Annotated in this window: 13 protein-coding genes and 1 tRNA gene; 1 reads left to right on the top strand and 13 read right to left on the bottom strand. The window is 63.7% G+C overall.

Going from position 1 to position 13,369, the window contains the following annotated elements:
* Window positions 1-22: 22 nt before the first annotated feature.
* The 7 genes from ABZF37_RS00300 to ABZF37_RS00270 all read right to left on the bottom strand — a co-directional run bounded on the left by ABZF37_RS00300 (window position 23) and on the right by ABZF37_RS00270 (window position 4,757).
* Entirely contained in the window at window positions 23-790 is a 768-nt protein-coding gene (locus ABZF37_RS00300; RefSeq protein ID WP_372715509.1) for an ABC transporter permease, read from the bottom strand.
* A complete protein-coding gene (locus ABZF37_RS00295; RefSeq protein ID WP_372715507.1) occupies window positions 787-1,716 on the bottom strand; it encodes an ABC transporter ATP-binding protein in 930 nt (309 codons plus the stop codon). The genes ABZF37_RS00300 and ABZF37_RS00295 overlap by 4 nt, the downstream gene beginning before the upstream one ends.
* A complete protein-coding gene (locus ABZF37_RS00290; RefSeq protein ID WP_372715505.1) occupies window positions 1,713-2,000 on the bottom strand; it encodes a lipid asymmetry maintenance protein MlaB in 288 nt (95 codons plus the stop codon). Before ABZF37_RS00290 ends, ABZF37_RS00295 begins: the two co-directional genes overlap by 4 nt.
* A gap of 17 nt (window positions 2,001-2,017) precedes the next feature.
* Complete coding sequence (locus tag ABZF37_RS00285) at window positions 2,018-2,539, bottom strand: phospholipid-binding protein MlaC (RefSeq protein WP_372715503.1); 522 nt, start codon at window positions 2,537-2,539, stop codon at window positions 2,018-2,020.
* Window positions 2,540-2,643: 104 nt separating this feature from the next.
* The gene (gene mlaD, locus ABZF37_RS00280; RefSeq protein ID WP_372715501.1) at window positions 2,644-3,114 is read right to left on the bottom strand and encodes an outer membrane lipid asymmetry maintenance protein MlaD; all 471 of its coding nucleotides are present in this window, start codon (window positions 3,112-3,114) and stop codon (window positions 2,644-2,646) included.
* A 15-nt stretch (window positions 3,115-3,129) separates the two neighbouring features.
* Window positions 3,130-3,912 (bottom strand): lipid asymmetry maintenance ABC transporter permease subunit MlaE, encoded by a 783-nt coding sequence (gene mlaE / locus ABZF37_RS00275; RefSeq protein ID WP_372715499.1) that lies wholly within the window; start codon window positions 3,910-3,912, stop codon window positions 3,130-3,132.
* Window positions 3,909-4,757 (bottom strand): ATP-binding cassette domain-containing protein, encoded by an 849-nt coding sequence (locus tag ABZF37_RS00270; protein ID WP_372715497.1) that lies wholly within the window; start codon window positions 4,755-4,757, stop codon window positions 3,909-3,911. The genes mlaE and ABZF37_RS00270 overlap by 4 nt, the downstream gene beginning before the upstream one ends.
* A gap of 127 nt (window positions 4,758-4,884) precedes the next feature.
* Here ABZF37_RS00270 and glnE point away from each other — a divergent pair, with 127 nt between their 5' ends.
* A complete protein-coding gene (gene glnE, locus ABZF37_RS00265) occupies window positions 4,885-7,764 on the top strand; it encodes a bifunctional [glutamate--ammonia ligase]-adenylyl-L-tyrosine phosphorylase/[glutamate--ammonia-ligase] adenylyltransferase (protein ID WP_372715495.1) in 2,880 nt (959 codons plus the stop codon).
* A gap of 17 nt (window positions 7,765-7,781) precedes the next feature.
* Here the strand turns inward: glnE and mgtE are convergent, their stop codons facing one another.
* From mgtE to ABZF37_RS00235, 6 genes are all read right to left on the bottom strand, one after another.
* Window positions 7,782-9,224, bottom strand: coding sequence for a magnesium transporter (gene mgtE / locus ABZF37_RS00260; protein WP_372715493.1), 1,443 nt, complete (start codon window positions 9,222-9,224; stop codon window positions 7,782-7,784).
* 260 nt (window positions 9,225-9,484) lie between these two features.
* A complete protein-coding gene (locus ABZF37_RS00255; protein WP_372715491.1) occupies window positions 9,485-10,372 on the bottom strand; it encodes a hypothetical protein in 888 nt (295 codons plus the stop codon).
* Window positions 10,369-11,130 carry a type III pantothenate kinase gene (locus tag ABZF37_RS00250; protein ID WP_372715489.1) on the bottom strand — a complete coding sequence of 254 codons (762 nt, stop codon included), beginning with the start codon at window positions 11,128-11,130 and terminating at the stop codon, window positions 10,369-10,371. Before ABZF37_RS00250 ends, ABZF37_RS00255 begins: the two co-directional genes overlap by 4 nt.
* Window positions 11,114-12,109, bottom strand: coding sequence for a bifunctional biotin--[acetyl-CoA-carboxylase] ligase/biotin operon repressor BirA (gene birA / locus ABZF37_RS00245; protein ID WP_372715487.1), 996 nt, complete (start codon window positions 12,107-12,109; stop codon window positions 11,114-11,116). Before birA ends, ABZF37_RS00250 begins: the two co-directional genes overlap by 17 nt.
* 36 nt (window positions 12,110-12,145) lie before the next feature.
* Window positions 12,146-12,219, bottom strand: a tRNA-Arg gene (locus ABZF37_RS00240).
* A gap of 80 nt (window positions 12,220-12,299) precedes the next feature.
* Complete coding sequence (locus tag ABZF37_RS00235) at window positions 12,300-13,007, bottom strand: cytochrome b/b6 domain-containing protein (protein WP_372715485.1); 708 nt, start codon at window positions 13,005-13,007, stop codon at window positions 12,300-12,302.
* Window positions 13,008-13,369: the final 362 nt, after the last annotated feature.

Below are 13,369 nucleotides of genomic sequence, written 5' to 3'. Positions count from 1 at the left end.
CCGGCAGGGTGAAAAACTGGCCCTAGCCACGCAGCTTGTAACCGCGCGCCAGAAGCCGGAGGCAAAGTATACACAAGGCAGCGTTGGCGCCGATCATCACGGCCGCGCTGAACCACGGCGAAACATCAGAATGGCCGAAGAATCCATACCGAAATCCGTCAATCAGATAAAAAAACGGATTCACCCGCGACAAGGTCTGCCAGGCCGCTGGCAAGCTGTGAATGGAGTAGAAAACGCCACTCAGATAAGTCAGAGGCAGGATCACGAAATTCTGCACCGTTGCGACCTGATCGAATTTGTCGGCCCAGATCCCCACCAACAGGCCACAGGTTGCCAGCAACATGCCGCCGAGCAGGCCGAACAGCAGTAGCAATGCCGGGCTCGCCACGTCCATGTGCAGATAAAGCAACGCCACCAGGTACACCCCGATGCTCACGATGAGCGCTCGCACCAGTGCGGCGCCCACAAAGCCCAGGTAAAACTCCAAATGGGACAGTGGCGCCAGCAGCACAAATACGATATTGCCGGTGACCTTTGAAAAAATAAGGCTCGACGAGGTATTGGCGAACGTGTTCTGGATGATGGTCATCATCATCAGCCCGGGCACCAGAAACTGCGGATAGCTGACACCCGGATAAACGTCGATACGCCCGGCCAGGGCATGCGAGAAAATGAACAGGTACAGCATCGCGCTGACCACCGGCGCGGCTACTGTCTGCATAAACACAACCATGAACCGCTTCACCTCCTTGGCGAACAGCGTCCACAGCCCCAGCCAGTTCTGGATCATGCCGCGTCGATAAGGCGATGGCCGGAGGTGAGTGCCAGGAACACGTGCTCCAGGGTCTGCTCCTTGCTGGTGATCTCGAGCACCGACAAGCCAGCGGTATGCAGCGCCGTGAGCACATGCGACAGAGCATCGGTGTCGCGTTCAACGCGCAGCACCAACCAGCCCTGATCGCGCGAGACCAGGCAGGCATTGACTTCGGGCGGCAGAGCCGCCGGCTCATTCGCCAGGCGCACATGCACCTGATACCACGGCAGGCGCGCCAGCAAACCGCGCTTGTCGTCGAGCGCCACCACGGCACCATGACTCATGATCGCGATACGGTCACACAGTGCCTCGGCCTCTTCAAGATAATGGGTGGTCAGCACGATCGTCATACCCTCCGCGTGCAGGCGCTGCGCGAAGGCCCACAGCGTTTGCCGCAGCTCGACATCGACCCCGGCGGTGGGTTCATCCAGCACCAATACCCGCGGCTTGTGCACCAATGCCTGCGCGATCAACACCCGCCGCTTCATGCCTCCCGACAGGTCACGCATGTTGGCGCCGGCTTTGTCTGCCAGGCCCAGCGCACCCAGTAATTCGTCTATCCAGGCTTTGTGTTGGCGCGCCAGACCGTAGTACCCCGCCTGGATGCGCAAGAAATCACGCACCTCGAAAAACGGATCGAACACCAGTTCCTGTGGCACCACGCCAAGTATCCGGCGCGCGGCTAAAGCATCCCTCTGTACGTCATGGCCAAGCACCGCAGCGTGACCGGCGTCCGGCCGGGTCAGCCCGGCGAGAATATTGATCAGCGTGGACTTGCCGGCTCCGTTTGGCCCCAGAAGGCCAAAGAACTCGCCGGGTTGCACCTCAAGATCCACCCCGCGCAGAGCGTGAACGGATCCGAAATGCTTGTGCAGTTGCTTGACGGCGATAGCCGCCGTCATGACATCGCCAGTGTGGCGTCGATCTGATCGAGTTCGCTGACTGTGCCCAGGCTGCGCAGTGCCGGCGATAACTGGCTGAACTGCACGGTAACGGCGTGCTCGCGCCCCATGCGAAGCCATTCCACCAGCAAGGCCAACGCCGCGCTATCCACGGCGGTGACGCCGGACAAATCAAAACACAGCCGCGACCGGTCCGTGAACAGCGCCGCGCTGGCCGCAAGCTGAGCGCTCACGGTCGAAAAAGTGAGCGGGCCAACAAGACACACCTTACCGTCGGCATCCACGTTCATCTTCGGGGGCGTCAGGAATTGGCGCTGCGGTTGCGCTTTGCCAGTTGCTTGAGCAAGCCGTCCATGCCATCGCGCTTGATGATGGCCGAATACTCGGAGCGGTAGGTCACCACCAGGCTCACGTTCTCGATGATCACGTCGTACACCTTCCACTCGCCACTGCGATTGGTGAGCAGATAATCAACACTCACCTTGGGCCCATCCGGGCGGATGATTTCGGTCCGCACCGTGACCCGGTCGGCCCCCGCCGGCGCCTGCACCGGCAGGAATTTCAACACCTCGCTGTCGTACTGGCGTAACGCCGTGCCATAGGTGCGCAGCAGAAGGTCGGAAAACTCGCCAACGAACTGCTCGCGCTGGGCCGGCGTGGCGGTGCGCCAGTTCGCCCCCAATACCCACTGCGCGGTGCGCTCGCGGTCCAGACGCGGGAATACGACCTCGCGCACCAGCGAAAACAGCGCATGATCGTCCTGGTAACGCGCCGGCTCGGTGCGCAAATTGTTCAGCACCCGCTCGGCGGTTTCACGGATCACGCTGGCCGGATCCGCCTGCGCAGGCTGTGCAGGCGCTACCAGCGATAAACCAGCCAGTAGGAAACCTGCCGCCAAAAGCGTCAAACCTTTCACGTTCACTGTCGTCACTCCTCACTACCTTTGCTGGCCTGCCCGTAGAGGAACTGGCCTATGAGTTGTTCGATCACCAGCGCCGACTGCGTGATCTCGATTTCATCGCCATCCTTGAGCGCGTCGGGCGCACCGCCCGGGTCAAGACCGATGAACTGTTCGCCGATCAGGCCCGCGGTCCGCACGCTGGCCACCGTATCTTCCGGCAACGTGTTGTATCGAGCAGTTATCGCCAGCTTTACCACCGCCTTGAACTGCTCCATGTCGAAGTCGATGGCCGCGACTCGCCCCACCCGTACGCCGGCGATCGTTACCGGTGCCCGCACCCGCAGGCTGCCAATATTGTCGAATCGGGCCACCACGGTGTACGCCTCACCGTCGCGATACTCGGCCAGATTACTGGCGCGCACCGACAGGAAAGCCAGCGCCGCCAGGCCCAGCGCCACAAACAAACCAACCCACAACTCGACTGTGCGATCTTGCATGAAACCGGGTTCTCCTCAAGGTTCGCCAAACATCAGCGCGGTGAGCAGGAAATCGGCGCCAAGCACCGCCAGCGAAGCGGTTACCACGGTACGGGTGGTGGCCCGACCCACACCTTCCGCGGTCGGCACCGCGTCGAAACCCTCGAACACGGCAATCCAGCTCACGACGGCGCCGAACACCACACTCTTGATTACGCCGTTCAGAATGTCGTCGTAAAAATCGACACCGGCTTCCATGTGCGCCCAGTACGGCGCCGGGTCCAGACCCAGCAGCTTCACCCCAACCAGGTAACCGCCAACAATGCCCACGGCGCTGAACGTCGCCGCCAGCAACGGCAGACTGATGAAGCCCGCTAGCCAGCGCGGCGCCAGCACCCGCCGAAACGGGTCCACCGCCATCATCTCCAACGCCGAAAGCTGTTCGGTCGCTTTCATGAGGCCAATCTCTGCTGTCAGCGCCGACCCGGCGCGACCGGCAAACAGCAAGGCACTGAGCACCGGCCCCAGCTCGCGCACCAGTGACAGCGCCACGAGAATGCCAAGGCTGCTCTCGGAGCCAAAATCGACCAGCGTATTGTAGCCTTGCAGCCCCAACACCATGCCCACGAATAAACCCGACACCAAAATGATGACCAGCGACAGCACGCCGACGCTGAATACCTGCTGCGCCAACCGATAAGGCGTCAGGAACTGCGCCGGCACCGCCGCCAGCAGACGTCCCAGGAACAGCCCTGCTCGACCCAGACGCGCCAGGCTCTCCAACACGCGGGCACCGATGTTCGCCAAAAACTCCCTCATGGCGTGCCCGTCAACAGATCGTCGCGATAATCCGCCGCCGGGTAGTGAAAGTGCACCGGGCCATCGGCTTCGCCGTTCAGAAACTGATGCACCATCGGATCCTCAGAGGCCTGTAGATCCCGCGGCGTGCCGTGGCCGATGACCTTGCCCTGGGCAATGACATAGGCGTAGTCGGCGATGCGGCAAGTCTCCTTGATGTCATGCGACACCACCAGGCTGGTCAGTCCCAAGGCGCGGTTCAGGGAAGAGATCAAGCGGGTCAGAATGCCCATGGAAATCGGGTCCTGGCCAGTGAATGGCTCATCATAGAGAATCAGCATCGGATCCAGTGCGATCGCCCGCGCCAAAGCCACCCGGCGCGCCATACCACCGGACAGTTCGCTCGCCATCAGGTCTCGCGCCCCGCGCAACCCCACCGCCTGCAGCTTCATCAGCACCAGCGACCGCAACAGCGCCGGCGACAGGTTAGTGTGTTCCCGCACCGGGTAGGCTACGTTGTCAAAGACGTTAAGATCAGTCAGCAACGCGCCGCTCTGGAACAACATGCCCATCTGCTTGCGCAGGGCGTACAGTTCGGCGCGGGACAGTGTGGTCACCTCTCGTCCGGCGACTGTGATGGAGCCGGCCTGCGGCCGCAACACGCCGGAAATGAGCTTAAGGAGCGTGGTTTTTCCGGTACCGCTTGGCCCCATCACGGCGGTAATCTTGCCGCGCGGGATGTCGAGGTCAATGCGGTCGAAAATGACCCGCGCGCCGCGTCGAAAACACAGGCCCCTCACCTCGATCAGCGACTCGCCTGCGGCACGCGTAACGTCCGCGTCGGACCTATCGTTTATGTTGTTCATGAAGCGGTGCTGTCTGCGGGGCGCGCAAGTCTCGGTCGAGCATCAATGCAGTGTCAACCCGCAGTAGTCTTGTACCGCACCTGTACTGGCGCTCAAGTGCCTGTATGCCAGTTTCAGCGGAGCCCACGTGACCGATCATCCAGCCCAGTCTGCCCTGGCACTCGCTCCCTTGCCGGTATCGGCGCGGGAGGCCGTCGCCGACGCCTTGCATGGTTTACTTGAATACCCCGCGCTGGCCGAACTATCGACCCGAGGCCGCTGGCTTACCGTAGCACCCCGCGTACTGGCGGCCAGCGAGTTCGTCACCGAATTGTGCCAGACCCGGCCCCAACTGCTGGCCGAGTTGCTGGACACCGGTCGGCTGGAGTCCGCTGCCAACGGCGCGGCCGTTTACGCCTCGGTCCAGGCAGGCCTGGCGCAGGTCGCAGACGAAGCTGAGCTGCGCCTGCGGCTGCGGCTGTTGCGCAGCCGCGAAATGTTGCGCATCGCCTGGCGCGATCTTGCCGGCTGGGCGGATCTGGACGAAACCCTTGCTGCCCTGTCCGCGCTGGCCGATGCCTGCATCCACAGCGCACTTGCCTGGCTTTACCGCTGGCAGCTGGAGCAGCTAGGCCCGCCTCAAGACTCCCGTGGACAGGCGGTCGGACTGGTGGTGCTCGGCATGGGTAAGCTCGGTGGCGAGGAGCTGAATTTTTCCTCCGATGTCGATCTGATCTTCGCCTTCGAGCACGCCGGTGTTTGCCAGGGCCCGGGCGAAATCAGTAATGAGGAGTTCTTCCTGCGCCTGGCCAGGCGTCTGGTCAGCGTGCTTGATGAGGTCGATGCCTCAGGCCGGGTATTCCGGGTGGACGTACGCTTACGCCCGTTTGGCAATAGCGGGCCGCTCGCGGTTTCCTTCGACGCGGCTGAGGACTACTACCAGAACCACGGCCGCGACTGGGAGCGCTATGCCCTGATCAAGGCCCGTCCGGTTGCTGGCGATCTTGCCGCGGGCGAGCGCCTTGTTCAGCGGCTGCGTCCGTTTGTATTCCGCCGCTACCTCGACTTCGGCGCCATCGACGCGCTGCGCGCCATGAAGGCTCTGATCGTCGAGCAGGTTCGCCGCGAATCACTGCATCAGAACATCAAGCTGGGTGCCGGCGGCATCCGTGAAATCGAGTTCATCGGTCAGATGCACCAGCTGATCCGCGGCGGGCGCGAGCCGGATCTGCGCTGCCGCGGTATTCGGCAAGTGCTGCAACTGCTTGGTGCACGCGGCCAGCTGCCGGCCACGACGGTCGACGAACTGCACGCTGCCTACGATTTCCTGCGGCGGCTCGAAAATCGCCTGCAAATGCAGCAGGACCGCCAGACTCACGAGATTCCGGCAGATCCGGTGGCCCGCAGCCGGCTGGCGCTGGCCATGGATTATCCCGACTGGGATGGTTGCGCTGCGGCGCTTGGCGCCTGGCGCAGGTGCGTGCACGACCATTTCGCCTCTCTTTTGGGTGAGACCCGTAGCCTACCCCCGGCGCAGCGGCTATGGCCAGACGGCCTCGATCGACCACAGGCAATGGCCGAGTTGACGGATCTTGGTTATGCGGATCCGGAACAGGCTCTGGCCCACCTGAAGGCACTTCGCGACGGACGCGCCTGCCGCATCGCGTCCGCCGCGGCGCGTCAGCGTCTGGACACGGTACTGCCGGATCTGCTGCGCGCCGCAGCCACCACCAACCAGCCGGAGCTGACGCTCGGCCGCTTATGCACGCTGATGGAGGCGGTGGCCACCCGCTCTGTCTACCTTGCGATGCTGATCGAGCACCCGTTGGCACGAGAGCACCTGGCGCGCCTGATGGGCGCCAGCGCCTGGATAGCCGACTGGATTACCAGTCACCCCGTGGTGCTGGACGAGTTGCTCGATGCGCGCACCCTGTATGCGCCACAGACCGGCGCGGACGTGGAACGCGAACTTGATCAAGCGCTGTCCACGGTTGCCACGGATGACCTCGAAACCGCCATGAACGCGCTGCGCGAACACCGGCACGCGGCTGCGCTGCATGTCGCGGCAGCGGAGATCGGCGCCCTGCTGGACAGCCACGAACCGACACAGGCCTTGACCGAGCTTGCCGAAGTTCTGCTGCGCCGCGCGCTGCTGCTGGCGCAAACGCATATGAGCCAACGCCACGGTCGCCCGCGCGATGGCGCTGAGCCAAGCCGCGAGGCACAGCTGCTGGTGATCGCTTACGGTCGCCTCGGCAGCGCCGAACTCGGCTACGAGTCGGACCTTGACCTGGTGTTCCTGCACGATGCGCTGGGCGGCCACACCGATGGCCCGGCGCAACTGGCGAACGAAACCTATTTTGCGCGCGTGGTGCAGCGCCTGACGCACATTTTGACCACCCTGACGCCCGCCGGACGCCTGTACGAGATTGATTTTCGCCTGCGCCCGTCCGGCAACGCAGGCCCACTGGTCACAACGCTCAGTGGCTTTGAAACCTACCAGTGCGAGGAGGCCTGGACCTGGGAACATCAAGCCCTGGTGCGGGCCCGACCGGTGGCTGGCGATGTCACGCTGGGCGCCGCGTTCGAGACCACGCGACAGCACGTGCTCTGCCAGGCACGTGAACCCGACCAGCTACGACGCGATATCGCCACCATGCGTGAGCGCATTCGTGAGGAAAAGGGTCAGCCAGCGCAGGGCTTTGACCTGAAGCTGAGCCCCGGCGGGCGGGTCGACATCGAGTTCATCGCCCAGTATCTGGTGCTGGCTCACGCCCACACACACCCGCAAATCACTGCACCGCGCGGCACCACCGCCATCCTGAACCTGGCCGGGAAACTTGGCCTACTTGCGCCCGATGCGGGTGCCGCGCTCGGCGAGGCGTTCGTTTCCTTGTGCGCCATCGAGCGCCAGCAGACCCTGCATGGCCTGGGGAACGTGGTGGAGTTGCCGACCGTGGCACCTGCCGCGCAGCAGGTGCGTGAAGCGTGGTTGAACCTGTTCGGGGAACAGGCCAAACCTGACTGATACCTGAACGCCGGGTTTCAAAGCAAAAACCAGGTCGCCAGGCCAAGAAAAATGAAGAATCCGCCCGAATCGGTCAAGGCCGTGATCATGACCGAACCACCGAGTGCCGGGTCCGCTCCAAAACGGATGCGCAGCATCGGTATCGCCACCCCCGCGGTGGCTGCGAGCAGCAGGTTCAGCGTCATCGCAGCCGTCATCACCATTCCCAGCGAAACGCTGCCGTAAAGCGCCCACGCCAACACGCCCAGCAAACTGCCCCACAGCAGGCCGTTGACCATGGCAACGCCCAGCTCCTTCTTGAGCAGACGGCCGAGTGCCTCCGGTGCTACCTGACCGGTGGCGGCGGCGCGCACGATCATGGTGATGGTCTGGTTGCCGGAATTCCCGCCGATGCCGGCGACGATGGGCATCAGGGCGGCCAGCGCCACCAGCTTTTCGATCGAACCCTCGAACACCCCAATCACGCGCGAGGCAATGAATGCGGTCACCAGATTCACCGCCAGCCATGACCAGCGGTTCTTGACCGAGTCCCACACCGAGGCAAACATGTCCTCGCCCTCGCGCAGACCGGCGCGCGCCAGCAACTCGGCCTCACTTTCCTCGCGGATGAAATCGACTACATCATCCACGGTCAGGCGCCCCACCACGCGCTTCTGTGCGTCCACCACCGGGGCGGAAATCAGGTCGTAGCGCTCGAAGGCCTGCGCCGCCTCGCCGGCATCGTCCTCCGGCTCGAAGCTAACAATCCCCTCCCGTTGCATCACCTGCGACACCTGCTGCTCCGGATCATTGATCAGCAGGGCCTCCAGCGACAGCAGACCCTTCAGGTTGCCGCCACGATCAACCACATACAGTGTGTCAGTGTGATCGGGCAGTTCGTCGAAGCGACGCAGGTAGCGCAGCACCGCCTCCAGGCTGACGTCCTCACGCACGCCGACCATGTCGAAATTCATCAGCGCGCCGACCGATTCGGGCGGATAGGACATGGCCGCCCGCAGTTGCTCGCGCTCGGCACTGCCCAGGGTCTGGAACAGGTCCTCGATCAACTTCGCTGGCAGGTCGGGGGCGAGATCTGCCAGTTCGTCCGCGTCCAGGGACTGTGCTGCGGCGCGTAATTCGGCCGCATCCATGGCCTCAATCAGCGACTCGCGTACCGGGTCGGAAACTTCAAGCAGAATGTCGCCGTCCCGGTCGGCCTTGACCATGTCCCACACGAAGCGCCGGTCATTGTGCGGCAGCGACTCCAGGATGAACGCGACATCGGCCGAATGCAGGCTGTCCAGGCGCTCCTGCAGAGCCACCACGTGCTGCTTGTGAACGAGGTTCTGAACCAGTTCGTGCCGCGGCATGTCCTGCCGGTGCACCAGGTTCTCCACCAGCTGGTGACGCGCCAGCAACTCCTGAACCTCGCGCAGGTGCTGCTGGACATCGTCCGCGGAGCGGTTGGCGGTTTCGGTCATGGCGGCGCTGGCTGGGTCGGTGGTTGCCAACGCGAGCGGTCGGCTAGAAAAAAGCTGATCTATTGTCCATAAAACCGACGGTTCAAGACTGGCGCCGAGGGTTACCCAGCAGGTACTGACCCGACGCTTTCGCGGCCGGTAACGGCCGGTGGCCGGGGCATGCCAGGATCGATCACAGATCCTTGACTCAGCGCATTGCCCACGTCAGCGGGTCCATTATGCGCGGCGATGGCCAGTTTTAGTCGCGATTACCCCGTGGATCACGGACAGATTTCCAGGCTGACGCCCTGGCGCTGCATGCTGGCCTTGAGCGTGTCGGCGGCGGCGGCATCGACCGTGAAAGTCCATCGCAGCTGCGCCTGGGGCGCGTAACGCTCGCCAATCTGCGCCTGCACGCCCTTGGCCGCGAGGTTGCGCTGGTGTTGCTGGGCGGTACTGCGCTGACCGAACACACCGAGCGAAATACCCGCCCCGCCTTCGCTGCCCCGGAATCGGTACCAATCGCGCATCGCCGCTGATTTCAGAGCCTGCTCGACGGCCTCGACTTCGCCAAGCGAACCACTCCAGAACACCCAATAGCGCGGCTGCGCCCGACCCCGCTGACTCAGCTTCAGATCGCTCACGCCTGCTTTACGCAATCTGGCACCGGCGGCCTCATGCTTGTCGCCCGACAGGAATCCGGTCCGATAGCACAACGGCCCGGCGTCGGGCACGCTGGAAGGCTCGGTGATTGCCGTCGCAGCCGCGGGTTCGGCAGCGGGACTCGCGCCAGGTGCGGAGGCGGGCGTTCCCGGCACGACCGCCACCACCGACGGCCTCTCGGACCCGTTGGCTGGCTCCGCGGGCGCGCTGGCGGGTTCGGCGGACCCTGCCGAATTCACGGCGACTGGCGAGGACAAGGGTGGCTCGCCGCTCGCCTGCGAAACCGCGGCGTCGTCCGCTGTGCCCGGGGGGGTGTCGGAGGTAATCCCCAGTTCCCCGGTGCGCGGGGGCAGCCGCGGCAGTTCGCTGAGCAATTGCAGCCGCTTCGCATCCTGGGTCGGCGCCACCTGTTGTGCGGTGGGCTTGGACGGCAAGCTGAAACCCGCCAGCCAGGCCGCGCCCGCCAAACCGTTCAAAATCAGCAGTAACCACAATATTTTTTTCATTGTCCTTCCCGCGCAAGAATCTGGCCAAGGCCTTCCAACACCAAATCCGGCGCCAGTTGGACCGTTGCGGGCAGCGACAACACCGACGCAAGCGCCGACGCGTCGCCCCCAGTAAGCCATATTTCACTTCCCGGCAGACGTTGGCACAGCGTCCGCACGGCGTGTTCGATACCCCCCAAAACAGCCATATATGCACCGGCCGCCACGGCGTCCGCCGTTGACGTCGCCGCCACGTCACGGCCGCCCGCGGCCTGTCCACCGGCCAGACCGGTGCGCGCGTAAAACGCTTCCGCCATAAGGTCCAGCCCCGGAAAAATAACGCCCCCAAGGTGCTGACCATCGGCCCGCAACCCGTCCACTGTGACCGCCGAGCCGCAATCGACCACGATTGCCGGCGTGTCGGGCCGGCGCTCCCAGGCCCCGACCAGCGCCGCCCAGCGGTCGAAACCCAGCTGAGCCGGATCAGAATAACCGTTTCGGACCCGTCCACAGCGGGCGGTGGGTACGGCCAACCAGGCCTCGATCCCCCAGCGCGCGCGCACGGCTGTTTTCAGGGCCGACAACACATCGCCCCGCGCCACCGCCGCAATGGCCACCCGGCGTGGCGGTTGAAGGAATAGGGCCGCCGCGAGCACGCTGCTACAGAACTCGGCCGGCTGCCTACCCCGCCACGCAGCGGCGGCCGGCTGTATCAAGTCGCCTTGCTCCCAGCCGGCCCACTTCAGGCGGCTGTTGCCAAGATCAAATAGGAGGTCCAAACCCGGCCCTGACTGTCACCTCGCCGCCCCATACCGGCCGCCGACGCCCAGCGCACTCCAGCAATAAGGCGCCATTGGCATCGACACCACGCGCGACGCCGGCAAGCCGCTCGCCAGCCCAGTCCACATGCACCGGATGATCGGCCAAGGTGTCGAACTGAGCATAGGCGGCCAACCACGGGCCAAGGCCCTCATCTGGAAACCGCGCCAGAACCCGCCGCACCGCGCCGGTCAACTGCGCGGCCAAAACATTACGGTCCCAGTGTTCGCCGTTGATCCGCGCCAGACTGGTCCATGCCTGATCGATCGCGGCGCCGTCGGCCTCCTGCATGTTGACGTTAATACCAACCCCCACCACCACCCAGCAGGGGCCCTGCGTTTCGCCCTGCAGTTCGATCAGGATGCCGCCGAGTTTATGTCCATCGCACAACAGATCGTTTGGCCATTTAAGGCCAACGCCGGGAACGCCGCGTGCCGTGATCAGCTGTGCCAAGGCAACACCCACCGCCAGACTAAGCCCCGCCAACGCAGCCGGCCCGAGCTCATACCGGTGGGCCAGGGACAGATAAACATTGCGCGCAAACGGAGACTGCCAAACCCGACCACGGCGGCCCCGCCCGGCGCTTTGATGTTCGGCCAGGCAGACACCAACGCTTTCCCCCTGCGCAATACGTGCTGTGAGATAGCCATTGGTCGACGGCAGGGAATCGAAGACTTCCAGGACTTCGGGCGACCCATCGCAACGGGCCAGTTCCTGTTCCAGGCGCGCTCGATCGAGCAAATGCAATGGGGGATCAAGCCGGTAGCCCCCCGGGCGCTGCGTCTGTACCGCCACCCCCCAACGGGCAAGGCCCTGGATCTGTTTGCACACTGCCGCGCGACTGACACCCACGCGCTCGGCCAGACGAACGCCGGAATGCCAATCACCGTCGGCGAGCAGACGCAGCAAGGCGAGACTGGTAGCAGAAGGCGACAACATGGGTAGGGTGCGAAATCCGCCGGCACGAGAGGGGCGTGCCCCGAACACGACTCGAACGTGTGACCTTCCCCTTAGGAGGGGGACGCTCTATCCACCTGAGCTACCGGGGCGCGGTCGGGCATCGTTGGCGGTGCCAACGGACCAGCCACTAACACTACCCGAAGCGGCTGCGTCACGTCCACCAAGGGTCTCAGGCAACGAGCATCAACATCAGCCATACCGCGCCGGCACCTGCGACGAGACTGAGAGCCGCCAGCCACAAAGGCGCACTCGGCCCGGCCTTGTCGAAATACTCAGCGTTTGACTTGCGGCCGGTGAACATCGCTTTGATCAGGTTCTCGCCGCGTAACCAATACAGCAACACGGCGCCGACGTGGGCCGCCACAGCAAGCAGCAGCAAATTGAAATTCCACTTGTGCAGGGTCGTCAGAAGATCGCTCACACCCTTACTGACCAGCGGGTACAGCGGACCTTCGTTAAAGATGTCATCGTTCGCGAACAGGCCAGTCGCCACCTGAAACAACAACATCAGCAGTAGCACCACAACCATCCAGCCCCCAAGAGGGTTATGCCCCAGATAGTGCACAGGCGAGCGGCTGAACCAGGCGCGAACATAAACCACCACGGCGCGGGGTCCGTACACGAAGTCGCCAAAGCGTGCCTTAGCGCTGCCCCAGATGCCCCACAACAGGCGGAAAACCAGCAGCGTCAGTACTCCGTAGCCGCAGCGCATATGCCAGGTCATGAACTCGACTCCGGCCTCGGCACTCACCCATGAACCGGCCAGCAACACCACCAGTGCCCAGTGAAACAGCCGGACTGGCCAATCCCACACTGCCACTTCGCTCGCGTCGTTGTCCGCCTGATCCCGCTGTGTTTCGCCGCTGATCTTCATCATCCCTGCGCCAGTTGAGTATGTTAGGGTGCCGCACCGCCGAGCTCGGAAGGCCCCATAAAACGGCACGGCCCTTGTCACTGAATCATCGAGTGGCACCACCCTGGATAGTGGCACAACCATTCCGGTTCGCCACCACCCGAAACAGTCACTCCAGCCGACATATCCCAGACCTCCTAATGATGCTCAAGACACCCCAGGGCGGTCCGAGACGCAACAGTCAGCGCCATGTTGCGAAAAATTGCCTCCACGGCACCGCCATCGGCCCACCAGGCGACTGCACTTAAGGCTACCTGCGGGTCAACATGCTGCACAAGACTGCCCACAGCTTCCGGATCACGGGGCTGCACACCGTGCTGACCCGT

This window comes from Immundisolibacter sp. (assembly GCF_041601295.1).
Lineage (GTDB): Bacteria > Pseudomonadota > Gammaproteobacteria > Immundisolibacterales > Immundisolibacteraceae > Immundisolibacter.
The sequence above is the reverse complement of the archived record's forward strand: the minus strand, read 5'-3'. Positions and strand labels throughout refer to the sequence as shown.